The 14,695-nt window shown below is 34.5% G+C and carries 14 protein-coding genes and 1 pseudogene; all 15 read right to left on the reverse strand.

The genetic code is table 11. From position 1 onward, the window contains the following. Positions 1-43: 43 nt before the first annotated feature. The 15 genes and pseudogenes from ACJ5H0_RS04085 to atpA all read right to left on the reverse strand — a co-directional run bounded on the left by ACJ5H0_RS04085 (position 44) and on the right by atpA (position 14,684). Complete coding sequence (locus ACJ5H0_RS04085) at positions 44-790, reverse strand: electron transfer flavoprotein subunit beta/FixA family protein (protein ID WP_065394252.1); 747 nt, start codon at positions 788-790, stop codon at positions 44-46. Positions 791-938: 148 nt separating this feature from the next. Further along, positions 939-1,646: an SDR family oxidoreductase gene (locus ACJ5H0_RS04090; RefSeq protein ID WP_411247454.1), complete on the reverse strand. Its 708-nt coding sequence runs from the start codon at positions 1,644-1,646 to the stop codon at positions 939-941. 75 nt (positions 1,647-1,721) lie between these two features. Then, a complete protein-coding gene (locus ACJ5H0_RS04095) occupies positions 1,722-2,756 on the reverse strand; it encodes a T9SS type A sorting domain-containing protein (RefSeq protein WP_411247456.1) in 1,035 nt (344 codons plus the stop codon). 396 nt (positions 2,757-3,152) lie between these two features. Continuing rightward, positions 3,153-4,025 carry a T9SS type A sorting domain-containing protein gene (locus ACJ5H0_RS04100; RefSeq protein ID WP_273648193.1) on the reverse strand — a complete coding sequence of 291 codons (873 nt, stop codon included), beginning with the start codon at positions 4,023-4,025 and terminating at the stop codon, positions 3,153-3,155. A gap of 308 nt (positions 4,026-4,333) precedes the next feature. Beyond that, complete coding sequence (locus tag ACJ5H0_RS04105) at positions 4,334-5,713, reverse strand: dipeptidase (protein WP_411247457.1); 1,380 nt, start codon at positions 5,711-5,713, stop codon at positions 4,334-4,336. Positions 5,714-5,881: 168 nt separating this feature from the next. After that, entirely contained in the window at positions 5,882-6,157 is a 276-nt protein-coding gene (locus ACJ5H0_RS04110) for a hypothetical protein (RefSeq protein ID WP_172278476.1), read from the reverse strand. Positions 6,158-6,296: 139 nt separating this feature from the next. Further along, a pseudogene (locus ACJ5H0_RS04115) lies at positions 6,297-7,443 on the reverse strand (THUMP-like domain-containing protein). 185 nt (positions 7,444-7,628) lie between these two features. After that, complete coding sequence (locus tag ACJ5H0_RS04120; RefSeq protein WP_411247459.1) at positions 7,629-8,069, reverse strand: DinB family protein; 441 nt, start codon at positions 8,067-8,069, stop codon at positions 7,629-7,631. After that, positions 8,066-9,055 carry a methylmalonyl-CoA mutase family protein gene (locus ACJ5H0_RS04125; RefSeq protein WP_411247461.1) on the reverse strand — a complete coding sequence of 330 codons (990 nt, stop codon included), beginning with the start codon at positions 9,053-9,055 and terminating at the stop codon, positions 8,066-8,068. Before ACJ5H0_RS04125 ends, ACJ5H0_RS04120 begins: the two co-directional genes overlap by 4 nt. 221 nt (positions 9,056-9,276) lie before the next feature. Next, positions 9,277-9,630 (reverse strand): FtsB family cell division protein, encoded by a 354-nt coding sequence (locus ACJ5H0_RS04130; protein WP_172278484.1) that lies wholly within the window; start codon positions 9,628-9,630, stop codon positions 9,277-9,279. 1 nt (position 9,631) lies between these two features. Then, a complete protein-coding gene (gene udk / locus ACJ5H0_RS04135; protein WP_273648198.1) occupies positions 9,632-10,246 on the reverse strand; it encodes a uridine kinase in 615 nt (204 codons plus the stop codon). Positions 10,247-10,375: 129 nt separating this feature from the next. Continuing rightward, positions 10,376-10,681, reverse strand: coding sequence for an ATP-dependent Clp protease adaptor ClpS (locus ACJ5H0_RS04140; RefSeq protein ID WP_172278488.1), 306 nt, complete (start codon positions 10,679-10,681; stop codon positions 10,376-10,378). Between the two features lie 11 nt (positions 10,682-10,692). Further along, complete coding sequence (locus ACJ5H0_RS04145) at positions 10,693-12,051, reverse strand: hemolysin family protein (protein WP_172278490.1); 1,359 nt, start codon at positions 12,049-12,051, stop codon at positions 10,693-10,695. Positions 12,052-12,156: 105 nt separating this feature from the next. Next, positions 12,157-13,020: an ATP synthase F1 subunit gamma gene (gene atpG, locus ACJ5H0_RS04150; protein WP_172278492.1), complete on the reverse strand. Its 864-nt coding sequence runs from the start codon at positions 13,018-13,020 to the stop codon at positions 12,157-12,159. Positions 13,021-13,106: 86 nt separating this feature from the next. After that, a complete protein-coding gene (gene atpA, locus ACJ5H0_RS04155; RefSeq protein ID WP_172278494.1) occupies positions 13,107-14,684 on the reverse strand; it encodes a F0F1 ATP synthase subunit alpha in 1,578 nt (525 codons plus the stop codon). Positions 14,685-14,695: the final 11 nt, after the last annotated feature.

Consider the following 14,695-nt stretch of genomic DNA (forward strand, 5'->3'; position numbering starts at 1 on the left):
TTTTTTTGAATTAAAAGATTAAAAAATTTAATAATTAAAAGATTTAGATCACTTTAGCTTCTTCGTGAAGTAATCTTACCAGCTCATCCAGATTGTCCGGAGAAACCATTTTCACAGCAGCTCTTGGAGGAACACTATCATAAGAAACTCCCTGAACTTTCACTTCAGAAGAAGTAGGCTCAACAACCTGCAAAGGTTTTGTTCTTGCAGACATAATCCCTCTCATATTAGGAATAATTAGATCTTTTTCGTCCACCAAACCTTTCTGTCCGGCAATCACAGCAGGAAGTTTTACAGAAATCGTTTCTTTACCTCCTTCAATCTCTCTTACTGCAGTAGCTTCGCTTCCATTAACATCCAAACCAACAGATGCATTCACAAACGGCTGATTTAGCAACTGTGCTACCATTCCGGGAACAGAACCTCCATTATAATCAATAGACTCTTTTCCACAAAGGATAAGATCGTAACCTCCATTTTGAGCAACAGCAGCAATTTCTTTAGCTGTTGAATAACTATCTTTTGGATCAAGATTTACTCTAACTGCATCATTTGCACCAATTGCCAATGCCTTTCTGATAACCGGTTCCGTTGCAGCATCTCCTACATTAATAACCGTCACTGTAGCTCCTTGGGACTCCTGAAGTTTAACTGCCTTTGTCAACGCAAATTCATCTAATGGATTGATTACCCACTGAATTCCGTTTTTGTCGAAAGCAGACTTATCTGCTGTAAAGTTAATTTTGGAAGTAGTATCCGGAACACTACTAATACAAACTAATATTTTCATGTGTACTATTTTATTTTTCTCTTTATTGCATAAAAGCCTGGTGTTGTTATGCAGAGATTTTGTTTGATTAATTTCTGTAAATATAAATAAAAAATATATTATGCATGCATAATACTTATGATTTTATTATTCAATACATTAAATGTATTTATTTTGCCGGTTTAGTCGCCCTGAACTCTATCTTACTAGGTAAAACCCGTGGATTCATTTTTAAAATATCCAACACCAGATTTCCCATATCTTCAGGCTGAATTTTCCATGCATCTTTTTCTGAAACAACATTCCCGTTGAAATTCGTCGCTACAGATCCCGGCATAATGACTGTTGTTTTAATATTATATTTTCTTAGATCTATCATTGCGGCCTGTGTAAAGCCAACAACCCCAAATTTTGAGGCATTATAACCAGTTCCGTTTTCAAAAAAATTAGCTCCTGCCAGACTTGAAATTGTAATATAATATCCTTCCGTCTTCTTTAATTCCTCAACTGAAGCTTTTAACGTATAAAAAGGGCCGGTTAAGTTCGTTTTTATCATAGTATTCCATTCTTCCACAGTAAGTTCATCTACGGGCTTAAATATCCCTAGTCCTGCATTCGCAATTACAAAATCTACTTTTCCAAACTTCTGTACAGTGTATTTTATAGCTTCCTCTTCACTTTCAAGACTTCTCACATCTGAAACAATCCCTAAAACCTGTCCGGAATATGACTGCAATTCTTTTTCTGCTTTCATTACATCTTCTCTTTTACGTCCTGAAAAGGCAACTGATACTCCGTTTTCCAATAAAATCCTGGCAATTCCAAAACCTATCCCCTTGGTTCCTCCTGTTATATAGGCTACTTTATTTTCGATCATACATTTCACTTTAATTCCCTAAAATAAAAAAAAAACGCTTCAATTGAAGCGTTAATTCTTGCTAAGATTAATCAGTTATTTATTTTTTAATAATTTTTTAGATATCTTCCCATCTATGGTCTCAATACTGATGATATAAGCACCTGAACCGAGATGCCTTACATCAATTTTATCTCCATCAAATTGCGCATGCATATTTCTTCCGGCAGCATTAAAAATTTCAATTTTAGTTACAGTTGACTTGGATTGTATAGCAACAAAATCAGTTGCAGGATTTGGATAAACCAAAACACTATCGTCCAACACGGAAGCTTCTTTTGTTCCTAATACTCCATTATTTGTAGCTGAAAGTGTATAATTATCAAAAGAAGTGATATGAGCAACCGTATTTCCCGCTCCAACAACAGAAACGAAATCCATTTCAAAAGGATCTACTCCGGGGGCGGCAGGAATGTAGGTAGCCGGAGGACTAGAAACAATACCGCCCGGACTTAACCATGTTACCACCCCTGTAGTTTTATTAAATGTACATTTTAATGTAATCCACGTATTTGCTGGATAGGTATATGTATTAGGCTCCAGATAAAAAAGAATATTACCCGTTACATTTGTCGTAGTATTGGTATAATATGCTATGCCTACAACTCTTTGTGTAGCGTATTCATATCCGGCTCCAAGCAATGTTTTATGCGTTGTTTGGTCGTAAACCATCACAGTTCCTCTAGCTACACCCCCTGTGACGCTTCCTGTATATAAGTTAAATTCCAATGACAGGATATCATTTCCTGAGGTTCTTGCAGCCCATGCGGCTGGTAATCCATCCTTCCACATATACTTTTGATCAGTTGCATTCGCACTTCCGGTTAGCTGTAAAGATTTGCCATGAGAAGCATCAATATTTACAATCTGTGCGTCTGTATTAGCTCCCCCAGCAAAATCTGTACGAAAGCCACCTTGCCCTGTGGCTGGAACACCCGGGGAGCCTGGGGTAACACTTACCCCCACATTTCCTATGACATAGGAATTAAAATTATCACTTTGTAAAGATTGAGCATTGAATGTTTGAAACAAACCAAACAAAAACGCGCTAATTGATAAAACTTTTTTCATAACATACTTTTTTAGTTAAACATATTATTATAACATTAATTTTTAGTACAAACTTCATTACCAAAGAATTTACTTCTATTGATAAGACAACTAAACTCTAAAAAAGGTTGCTTATGAAAAAAAATAAAACATTTAAAATCAATCGTCTAATAAAAACCAAAGCTCTATTCGAGTATACTTTCAGTACCTCATTGATTGATTTTTTATCATTCCTTATCCTAAGCCTAACCAATTTTATGTTACAAAACTATTTTGATACTTAAAGATTACCAATACTTGGAAAAGGGTAATTATTTCTACCTAGTTTTAGGTATTATTAAAATTAATCAATGAAATATTTTGGCAATAAAAAAACGCTCCGGATTGGAGCGTTTTTTATACTAAAGTTTATTAGTTTTATTCTTTAATGATTTTTTGAACATATACTTTTCCATCACTTGCCTTAACCTTTAAGATATAAGTTCCTTTTGTAAAGCTTGATACGTTTACTTCATTAACATTTTTATTATTAGAAATTGAAGTAATCACTCTTCCATTCATGTCATAAATATCAATTCCTTCAGATTTTAAACTGTTACCAAATCTGAATTTCAAAACATCTTTAACCGGATTTGGGAAGATTTGTAAATCTTTTGAATTAATTACCTCTGTAACACCTAGAGTATTCTGTCCTGTAATAGTCATTACCCATCTTGCAGAAGCAAAACCTGCTAAAGCTCCGGTTCCTGTTGCAATAGGTGTGTCAATACCACAAGTTTCTGAAGATAAATAAGACGGTCCTGTCTGAGCTCCAGGATGAGTTCCTAAATAGAAGGACTGAGGTGGAGTTGCTGTAGATCCATCATGATATATTTCCACAACAAATGTTCCTCCTGCCGGAACCACTTGTGATAGTGTTGCTCCCGTACTAACCATCTGCCCAACATTAGCCGGAGCTACGTTTACATTAGCCGTCCCTAAAAGTGTCGGGGTTCCTGTTGGAAACGTACCTGCCAAAGTATAAAGGTTTACCTCTACAGGGAAAGTAGTATTGGCTGTTTGTACTCCAAATGCAATATTGGTAATATTATAGTTGTAATTAATACCATAGTCTGATAGTTTAAATACTCTATAATAAGAATTATCGGCAGTATAGCCGTTAGCCTGACTTCCACACGCCACAGAACCTGTAGTTGCTACAGTATTAGGAACTGCATTTTGTGTAATAACTTGAGAGTAAGCAGCACTTGCGATTAACGCAACTGCTAAAGATGTAAAAATTTTCTTCATGATATAATTTTTAAATTTAAAATGTAAATATATTTTATTTTTTTGATTTAAAAAAATTTTAACAAATAAATCAAATAATCAAGAATAACAAGCTATACAAGCAATTAATAAAACAAAACAATCCACATAAGAGTGAAAAATATGCATTTTAGGAAATAATTTAATTATTAATAAAATAAACCATAAATAACATTTTAATGTAAAAATACCTGAGTCAAAATAAAAAAGATAGGATACCTGGTGGGGTATCCTATCTTTTATTTGTTTACTACAATATGTGCAAGCACCTAGCTTCTCATACTGTTCTGTTATTTTGAATAATTTTCAAAAAAGAGCGGAATACTTTCGATTCCTTTATAGAAATTAAACAATCCATAGTGTTCATTAGGCGAGTGAATGGCATCAGAATCCAATCCAAAGCCCATCAATACAGACTTTGCACCTAATACTTTCTCAAACATTGAGGTAATAGGAATACTTCCTCCTCCTCTGTAAGGTAATACCTCTTTTCCAAATGCCGTTTCCATTGCTTGCTTAGCAGCTGCAAATTCCTTGGTATCAGTCGGTAAAACATAAGGCATCCCTCCATGATGCGGAGTTACTTTTACCCTTACTGTATCCGGAGCAATTTTTTCGAAATATCTGGTGAATTTTTCAGTGATTTCTTCCGGAGTCTGATAAGGCACCAAACGCATAGAAATCTTTGCAAAAGCCTTTGAAGGAATAACTGTTTTTGCTCCCTCTCCGATATAACCACCCCAAATTCCATTACAATCCAATGTTGGGCGAATTGATGTTCTTTCTAGAGTCGTGTATCCTTTTTCTCCTTCTATGTTACCTAATCCGATAGCTCTTTTAAACTCCTCAGGATTATCTTTCAATTTATTCATTTCAGCTCTTTCCTGATCTGAAACAATATCTACATTATCATAAAACCCGTCAATTGTAATATGTCCATCTTCATCGATTAACTTTGCAATCATTCTTGAAAGAACGTGGATTGGATTTGGAACTGCACCTCCATACAATCCGGAGTGCAAATCCCTGTTTGGCCCCTCTACTTCTACCTCTACATAACTTAAACCTCTTAAACCCGTTGTAACAGTTGGCTGCTCATTGCTGTAAATATGAGTATCAGAAATCAGAATGCAATCACAAGACAGTTTTTCTTTATTTTCATTAACAAAATCACCAAGACTTACGGATCCTACTTCTTCTTCTCCTTCTAAAATAAACTTAACATTACAAGGAAGAGTATTGGTTTTCATCATCGCTTCAAATGCCTTTAGATGCATAAAAAACTGTCCTTTATCATCTGCAGAACCTCTGGCAAAAATAGCCCCATCCGGGTGAAGCTCTGTCTTTTCTATATATGGTTCAAAAGGAGGTTTCTTCCATAATTCTAAAGGATCAGCAGGCTGAACATCATAATGACCATATACCAGAACAGTAGGAAGATTTTTATCTAAGATCTTTTCTCCAAAAACAATTGGGTAACCAGCTGTTTGGCATACTTCCACATTATCGGCTCCCGCATTTTTTAGATGTGTTGCACATACTTCTGCACATTTCAATACGTCATCTTTATACGCAGGATCTGCAGAAATAGAAGGAATTCTCAATAACTCAAATAATTCATCCACGAAACGCTGTTTGTTTTCGTTGATGTAATTTAATGTCTCTTGCATTGTAAAAATTTGTTTTGTTAAAATTAAAGAAAATGGTCTGCAGCAGCAAGCAAAAACAAAGAATTTTCCTTTAGCCAATTATTTATTTAGAATCGGCCAAATACTACACACCAAAAACAAAAAATGTCCTGCAACCTGGCAAGACATTTTTATATTTTCTAATAATAATTAGTGTTCAGCTTTAGCTTTTTCAGCTTCTACGGGTTTTGCTGCAGCAGTACTGTCTGTTTTTGGAGCTTCTGTTCCATGTTTTTCAGCAACAGCAGCTTCTTTATGTTCAGCTGTAGCATCATGACCATGAGTTTCTCCACCTTTTTGCACATCATCTGAATATCTTTCTGCTCCCTCTTCTAGCTTTAAAGTATTCTTATTTCCTCCAGCTTGTATTTTTTTACAGCTTACTGCTACACTTGCAATGGCTAAACATATAATTAATTTTTTCATATGTAAGATTTATTTTTTTAAAAGGTCATATGGAATCGCTCTATTTTAGTCTATTCTAAATTATCCCAACAGCCGCGATTTCATGCTTAAATTTTAGATTGCCCAAAATTAAGAAATCCTGCTCCTTTTGACAACATTTTTACACTGATTTTAAAATAATTTTACCTTTTTTGGATTGTGTAAAAATAAGATATCTTTCTCCACCATCCTTCAGGTTGTATTTCTTTTTGATTTCATCTGGTTTCAAAGGATAATTCTTTGAAATGATATTAAATTGCTCCTTCTTTTTAATCTGCTTATTTCCAATAACTTCCATTTCCATAACTCTTCCCGGAAAGCCTTCAATTTTCTCTGTTGAAGTATAGATATGAGTGTTGGGATGAAGTTTTTTTTAGGGAAAATTTTTCAGATATAAGATTAAACGCACCTGCTTTTAAAATGGAGTTATTTGGCAAATATATAAAACGCTCTGGTTCGGAATATTCTGAATGAACAAATTCTTCATTACCCAATTGAAATACAAAGTCCGACTCTCCACTTTCTAAGTTGATACAATGGCACATGACTTTTTCAGGCTCATCATGTGTTAGAAATACGACGACTTCTTTTACCTCATTTTTTAATGCGATAATATCAATTCTTGAAATATTCTTTAATACAGAGAGAAGATATTTTAAATCAATCAGTGGCGATAGTTTTACTACTACCTTATTTGAAATGGATAGTAAATGATCCTGGATTTCAAGAATATTGGGTGAGAGATCTTCTAAAAGAAAAACTTTATTTTTACTACCATCTCTTCTGGCCGGATCCAAATACGTAACATCAAAAACTTCTTTATTCTGCTCAAGAAAATTTTCAAGCCTTAGATTAATAAATTTGGCTTTTTTACTTAAAACCGACCAGTTATGTTCAACTATTTTTAAAAGTTCAGTATTTTGTTCTACTAAGACTATATCATCAAAATTTTGTGACAGATAGTAGGCATCAATTCCAAAGCCACTGGTAAGGTCAATGAATTTTTTCCCACTTATCAAAGTTGATTTATAAATCGCTGTTTTTTCAGAAGACGATTGTTCCATATTGAGCTGAGGAGGAAATATAATTTCATCACGTAATAAAAAAGGAAATTTCTTTAAAGCAACTTGTCTTCCCTTTATTTGATGAACGATTTCCTGCATGCTGACTTCATCAAATGGCGATTTTTTCAATAATAATGAATGTAAATCTGTAGTCAGATTTGCATTTATAAAATTTTGAACCTCTTTTTTTAATATTTCAACCACAGATTTCCCTGATCTACAAAGATGTTTATGTTTAATTTCTTAATATTTTAAATTTCAATTTATTTTTCTAAATATCCTTTTAGCAATGCAATCAATATTGAAACCAACTAAAATTTAGAGTTTTAAGCCTGTTAATTTCAAGTAGATCGATAGAGAAGAACACTACAGCTCTAAATAATATAAAATTACCTTTTATAAAAGATATAGTCTGTTAATAACGGCTCAATACCGTTTTGTTTTAATAGAGAATTAATCTGCCCTCTGTGATAAGTAGAATGATTGATTGCATGGAAAAGCATTTCAAAGACACTATTTTCAAATTTTGTCCCCTTTGAGTTCTGATATCCTATTCGGTTATCAAGATTAAAATTCTGAACAATCTGAATACTTGTTAAAAAATTCTGGTGATTGATCTCTTCCAGATCTTCAAGTGGATTGACCTGCCAGACTTCGAAAGTTTCTTTTCCCAATATCCTTGCATTCCAGATTTGTTGAGCATTAATCGTATGATTGATTAATGCAATAGTTCTTTCATCTATTTTCGGCGTATGATCTTTAACCAGCTTAATTATTTTCTGATTATAATGATGCGTATATTCAAATAAATCAACTAGCTTATCGATCATAATTCAAACATTTCCGCCCAACGTACAGGCTTTATCTCTTTTTCAGAATACAATTCATCAATTGATCTTTTAGCTTCCAATTTTGGATAAAGATTCACTCCTATTAATTTGATCTTTCCTTCTTCCACCCACTTCTGCTCTTCAATAGCGTGCTGATAGATTTTTTTCTGAATAACTCCCTGTCTGATTAATTCCAGATAGCCACCCCCGTCTTCTATTTCCAAAAACAGATCCCAGGATTTTTCTGCAATTTGTCGTGTGAGATCTTCAACATAATAACTCCCATTGGCAGCATCTTCAAAAACATTAATGATACTTTCGTAAGCCAACACGATCTGTTGCTTGAAAGAAATTTCCTCTGAATTATCCGTACTTCTGCTTACAAGATAATTATTGCTATAAACCGCATCAGCACCACCAATCATTGCTGCGGCAAGCTCCAATGTGGAACGGATAAGATTATTTTCACTATCCGAAACTGCTTTATTTCTTAATGAAGTTTCAACAAAAATATAAGGGATTTCGTTAAGGTTATATTCTTTTGAAAGCTGGTTAAAGATGAGTTTAAATGCTCTTATCTTTGCCATTTCAAAAAAATAATTTCCTCCTACGGCAATTTTAAAAATCAATTTATCTAAGATTTCAGCTCCAAAAACTTCAATAAGTTCTTTCGTTTTTGCTAATGCTATTCCAAGTTGCTGATAAATTGCAGCTCCTGCATTTTGATGAAGAGAAATATCTATACAAATATTTCTTCTGAAATCTTTAGCTAATAGCTCCCTGGCCAGCTGATCATTAATTATTCCATCTTTTTCATTGAATACATCAATCAGCGAAAAGTATTGATCTTCATCCTTTGGGCTGATATGTTCTGCAAGATCTTTATTATTAACGAAAATGGTTTTTCCTTCTAAATTTTCAACATTCTGATTTAAAAGAAATGCAAAAACATCATCTTCCAGACTTTCATGGTACTGGGCAACCAAATGAGTGCTTTCTTCAACTTTGGGAAGATTAACCAAAAGCTGTGGTACAGAATCATAGAAAGGTTTTACTACAATTCCTTCTAAATTTTCTTTTTTTCAGAATTGTGTAGATATCTTCTGTTTTAAGTTGCTTTTTTACTAAATTTTCCCAATCAGGAAGGGTATTAATATTTGACATTTAGTGGAAAGTTATAGGATTAAGAGCTTTTATTTTATGAATTTTATTTTTTCGATATTTTAGTGCTATCCACAACAAGAATGAAGATTTCCTCATCAGGTTTTTTCATAAAATAATTTTCTCTTGCGTATTTTTCTTTTTCAGATTTATTATTCATGAGCTTTTTATAAAACGTATCATTTTTTTCATATTCCGTTTTATAATACTGCAATTGTTCCTGGTATTTACTGATCTCACCATTGAGCTCATTAATTACCAGAAATGATGTTTTATCAAAGAAAATCATCCACACTAAAAACAAACAGATAGTAATAAAATACCTATTTACAATGTATTTCTGAAGCAGTTTAACGACTTCGGATTTCGGTTGGATGTCTTTAATTAATTTATTTGCCATTTTAGTGTTTTCTCAACGAGTTTTTTATCACAGTAGTTAAAAAATCAATCGCTACAGAATTTTGCTTCATATTAGGGATGATAAGATCAGCCTCATTTTTTGAAGGTTCAATAAATTCCTGATGCATTGGCTTTAAAGTAGTTTGATAGCGATGTAAAACTTCACTTAAATCTCTACCTCTTTCCTGGGTATCTCTTCTAATTCTTCTGATCAGCCTCTCATCAGAATCTGCATGAACAAAAACTTTCAAATCAAATTCTTTCAGCAGCTCTTTATTAGTAAGAACTAAAATACCTTCCACAACCAATACATTTTTAGGTTCTACAGTCACATGGTCTCCGGTTCTGGAATGCGTAACAAAACTATAAATGGGCTGTTCAATGGGCTCATTATTTTTTAAAGCTTTGACGTGTTTTAACATCAGTTCAAAATCTATAGACTTCGGGTGATCATAATTCAAAGCTTCCCTTTCAGCCAATGTAAGATTATGGTTATCATGATAATAATTATCCTGTGACAAGATGTTCATTCCTTCGATATCAAGCTGTTGGAGTATTTTATCCACAACTGTAGTTTTGCCGGATCCAGTTCCTCCTGCAATTCCTATTACAAGCATTCTTTTTGAGTTTCTATATAGTTGGTACAAATATACTATTTTACTTGAATGCAAGTAAAGTAATCCATCTTTAAATTATATGGAAAGCACATACAAATAAAAACACCGGCAATGATACCGGTGTTTTTATTATACTATTTCGCTTGTCAGCTCTCTTGAAATCAATTTCTCATGCATAGGCTTCAGTACATCCATAGAGCCTGTTTTTACAGTGCATTTGCCCTTATAATGAATCAGGATCGTACATTGCTCAGCCTGCTCAAATGTATGCTTACAAATTTCCACAAGGCAGTCGATCACATAATCAAAAGTATGTACATCATCATTATGTACAATCAGCTTATACACATCATCCGTTTCTTCCAACACGAGAACTTCTTCTTCGTACTGGCGTTTTGGATTTTCGTAATCCTTTATACTGTTATAAAAAATCATTTTAGAATTATTTAAACTTCCCCTAATTTATCCGCCAAATCATTGATAACATTTGGACCTTCATACACCAATTCTACCAGCTCAACGCTCTTGTTATTCATTTTCAGAATTTTAAAATGGTAGTTTTCAATATCAAACTCCTGATTTTCCACAGGAATATCTTCTAATGCGTGGAGAATAAATCCTGCTAATGTATTATATTCGCTTTCTTCAGAAGGAGCCAATTTTTTAGGCAGGAATTCATTAATTTCTTCGAGAGGTTGTGTAGCCTGAACCCAATAGATGTTGTCTCCAATCTTATCAACAATTTTATCTTCGTCATCTTCCTCATCCTGAATTTCTCCCACCAGCTCCTCGAGGATATCTTCAAGTGTTATAATACCTTCGGTACCACCGAATTCATCAATAACAATTGCCAGGTGTTGCTTTTTCTGCTGGAAGATCTTAAGGAGATCGGAAATCTTTTTACTCCCCACTACAAAGAAAGCATCACGCATAAGGGTTTTCAGATCTTCATGATTCAGCTCACCTTTTCTTTTAACAAATTCTCTGATAATCTCCTTTGTATAGAGAATACCGATCACGTTATCAATAGAGTTGATATACACGGGAATTCTGGAATAACCACTATCCATAATTTTATTGATAATATCGTTGATATCTTCCTCAAAATCTATTGATGTAATATTCTGTCGGGGAACCATGATTTGCTTTGCAGAGTGATCTGTAAAATCAAACGCATTCTTAATAATCTCATAGTTTTCCTCTTCTATTTCTCCGCTATCAGCACTTTGTTTTACCAAAAGCTGAAGTTCTTCTGTGGAATGGATTTCCTGCTCAGATGCGGGATGTATCTTCATTAATCTTAAAACCCCGTTCGACATGGAATTCATCAACCAGATAAAAGGTTTGAAAATCGTATAGAAGATCCTCAATGGAACAGCAGTTGCCATCGTGGTAGCCTCTGATTTTCTGATTGCAATAGATTTGGGAATCAATTCTCCAAACACTATATGCATAATCGTAATAAGAACAAAACTGATGATTAACGATATAGAAGTAACTGAAGCAGCACTTAATTGAAAATTGATAGATATAAAGATATTCTCTACAATATGGTGTAATGCGCTTTCTCCTACCCAACCTAGGGCAAGTGAAGCTAATGTAATTCCTAATTGTGTTGCAGAAAGATATTCATCAAGATGTTTTATGATGTGCTCTGCCTGTTTAGCCATTGAGTCCCCCTCTGCGGCTTTAATTTGAATTTGCGAATAACGAACTTTAACAATTGAAAATTCAGCGGCTACGAAAAAGCCATTAAGTAATACAAGAAACAAGGCTAGCAAAAGCCTGACTATGTCCGAGTCCATTTAGAAAATTATATAAAATTTAGTTTTACAAAGATATAGAAAATAAAAATAACAAAAAAAAGCATCGATATACTCGATGCTTTAATATTTTACTAAATATTTTTCTTATGAATTTTTCAAAGCTTCTGCTCCCGAAACGATCTCAAGGATTTCGTTTGTAATAGCAGCCTGTCTCGCTTTGTTATAGAAGATTACCAAATCATTCTTCAAAGCCTGGGCATTATCTGTTGCTTTATGCATCGCAGTCATTCTAGCTCCATGCTCAGATGCCACTGAATCTAAAACAGCTTTGAAAACCTGAGTTTTAATAGATTTTGGAATCAGGTTATCCAAAATTTCATTCTTGTTAGGTTCAAAGATATAATCTGTTTCTACTTGTGGCTCAGTAGTTTCAGGCATCAGGATAGGAAGAAGTTGCTCTTTGGTTACTTCCTGAGTAGCAGCATTAATGAATTTATTATAAATTAAATAAATCTCATCAAATTTACCCTCCTTAAAGCTGTTCATAACCCCTTCTGTAAGGTTAGAAACTGCATCAAAGTTCAAATTATCAAAAACGGCACTTTCATTAGCATATACAGTACGGCTTCTTCTTACAGCATCATATGCTTTTTTACCGATTGTAAGAACTTCAATATCGTATTGAGAATTATTCTGAAACTGAATATTAAGCTCCTTTACAATAGATGAGTTAAATGCACCGGCAAGACCTCTGTTTGAAGTTACAGCGATAAAAAGCACTCTTTTAACCTCTCTCTTTTGAGCATAAATAGAAACCTGATCAGGATCTGAACTAGAGTTTACATTCTGAATGATTTCTTGTAGTTTCTCGGAATAAGGTCTTAACATCACGATTGCATCCTGTGCTTTTTTAAGTTTCGCAGCAGAAACCATTTTCATAGCACGTGTAATTTGCATCGTAGATGAAATTGAACTGATTCTTCCTCGTATTTCTTTTAAGTTTGCCATATTGGGTTAGTTGTTGGTTGTCGGTTGTTGGTTGCTAGTTTTAGAAATTTCTGTCAACTATCAACCAAAAACCATCAACTAATTTTTTAATTATATTTTGAAGCTAGATCGTTAGCAGCTTGCTTAAGAACGTCTGTAATTTCGTTATCAATTTTTCCAGATTTAATAGCAGCCATCGTTTCAGGATGCTTAGATCTTAAGAACGCGATATATTCCGCCTGGAATTCTTTCACTTTTCTGATAGGAACGTTTCTTAACAAGTTTTCAGTACCTGCATAGATCATTGCTACCTGGCTGTCTACCGGAAGTGGAGAGTTAACCGGCTGCTTAAGAAGCTCCACGTTTCTTTCCCCTTTAGAGATTACAGCTAAAGTAGATGCATCTAAGTCAGAACCAAATTTAGCGAACGCTTCTAGTTCTTTATATTGAGCCTGGTCAAGTTTCAATGTACCAGACACTTTTTTCATTGATTTAATCTGAGCGTTACCCCCTACCCTTGATACGGAGATACCTACGTTAATTGCAGGACGAACCCCTGAGTTGAATAGATCAGATTCAAGGAAAATCTGTCCGTCTGTAATTGAAATTACGTTAGTAGGAATATATGCAGAAACGTCACCAGCCTGAGTTTCGATAATAGGAAGTGCAGTTAATGAACCACCCCCCTTAACCAAAGGCTTCAAAGATTCAGGTAGGTCATTCATCTGGCTTGCGATGTTATCATCAGCGATCACCTTTGCAGCTCTTTCCAATAATCTTGAGTGAAGGTAGAAAACGTCTCCAGGATAAGCTTCACGTCCCGGTGGTCTTCTCAATAGAAGAGAAAGCTCACGGTAAGCAACAGCTTGTTTAGACAAGTCATCATAAACGATAAGAGCTGGTCTACCTGTATCTCTGAAATACTCACCGATAGAAGCACCTGCCATAGCAGAATACACCTGCATTGGAACAGGGTCTGATGCATTAGCGGCAACAATTACAGTATAAGCTAAAGCTCCTTTATCAGAAAGAGTTTTAACGATCTGAGCTACTGTAGATGCTTTTTGTCCAATTGCAACATATATACAATATACAGGTTTCCCTGCATCAAAAAATTCTTTTTGGTTGATGATCGTATCAATAGCAACAGTCGTTTTACCTGTTTGTCTGTCACCAATGATAAGCTCTCTTTGTCCTCTTCCTACAGGGATCATAGAGTCGATCGCAACGATACCTGTTTGTAGAGGCTCAGTTACAGGCTGTCTGAAGATAACTCCAGGAGCTTTTCTTTCCAATGGCATTTCGTATAAATCCCCTGTAATAGGACCTTTACCATCGATAGGGTTACCAAGAGTATCAACTACTCTTCCTAGCATACCTTCCCCTACTTTAATTGAAGAAATTCTGTTTGTTCTTCTAACTGTATCACCTTCTTTTACTAATTTACTTTCTCCTAAAAGTGCAACCCCTACGTTGTCCTCTTCAAGGTTAAGTACAATACCTTCTACATCACTAGAAAATTTAACCAACTCTCCGTATTGTACGTTTTCTAACCCGTATACACGAGCAATACCATCACCGATGGTTAAAACTGTACCTACTTCCTCAACGTTAGATTGAGTGTCGAAGTTGGCCAATTGTTGTTTTAAGATCGCAGATACTTCTGCCGGATTTATTTCTGCCATTGTATGGTTGT

It is taken from the genome of Chryseobacterium proteolyticum (genome assembly GCF_046591535.1).
GTDB classification, from domain to species: Bacteria; Bacteroidota; Bacteroidia; order Flavobacteriales; family Weeksellaceae; genus Chryseobacterium; species Chryseobacterium proteolyticum.

Coding starts and splice junctions, on each gene's coding strand:
- udk (WP_273648198.1), bottom strand. CDS start 10,246: ATGCTTGTAATAGGAATTGCAGGAGGAACTGGATCCGGCAAAACTACA.
- ACJ5H0_RS04120 (WP_411247459.1), bottom strand. CDS start 8,069: ATGATCGATAAGCTAGTTGATTTATTTGAATATACGCATCATTATAAT.
- ACJ5H0_RS04130 (WP_172278484.1), bottom strand. CDS start 9,630: ATGGCAAATAAATTAATTAAAGACATCCAACCGAAATCCGAAGTCGTT.
- atpG (WP_172278492.1), bottom strand. CDS start 13,020: ATGGCAAACTTAAAAGAAATACGAGGAAGAATCAGTTCAATTTCATCT.
- ACJ5H0_RS04145 (WP_172278490.1), bottom strand. CDS start 12,051: ATGGACTCGGACATAGTCAGGCTTTTGCTAGCCTTGTTTCTTGTATTA.
- ACJ5H0_RS04100 (WP_273648193.1), bottom strand. CDS start 4,025: ATGAAGAAAATTTTTACATCTTTAGCAGTTGCGTTAATCGCAAGTGCT.
- ACJ5H0_RS04095 (WP_411247456.1), bottom strand. CDS start 2,756: ATGAAAAAAGTTTTATCAATTAGCGCGTTTTTGTTTGGTTTGTTTCAA.
- ACJ5H0_RS04105 (WP_411247457.1), bottom strand. CDS start 5,713: ATGCAAGAGACATTAAATTACATCAACGAAAACAAACAGCGTTTCGTG.
- atpA (WP_172278494.1), bottom strand. CDS start 14,684: ATGGCAGAAATAAATCCGGCAGAAGTATCTGCGATCTTAAAACAACAA.
- ACJ5H0_RS04085 (WP_065394252.1), bottom strand. CDS start 790: ATGAAAATATTAGTTTGTATTAGTAGTGTTCCGGATACTACTTCCAAA.
- ACJ5H0_RS04090 (WP_411247454.1), bottom strand. CDS start 1,646: ATGATCGAAAATAAAGTAGCCTATATAACAGGAGGAACCAAGGGGATA.
- ACJ5H0_RS04140 (WP_172278488.1), bottom strand. CDS start 10,681: ATGATTTTTTATAACAGTATAAAGGATTACGAAAATCCAAAACGCCAG.
- ACJ5H0_RS04110 (WP_172278476.1), bottom strand. CDS start 6,157: ATGAAAAAATTAATTATATGTTTAGCCATTGCAAGTGTAGCAGTAAGC.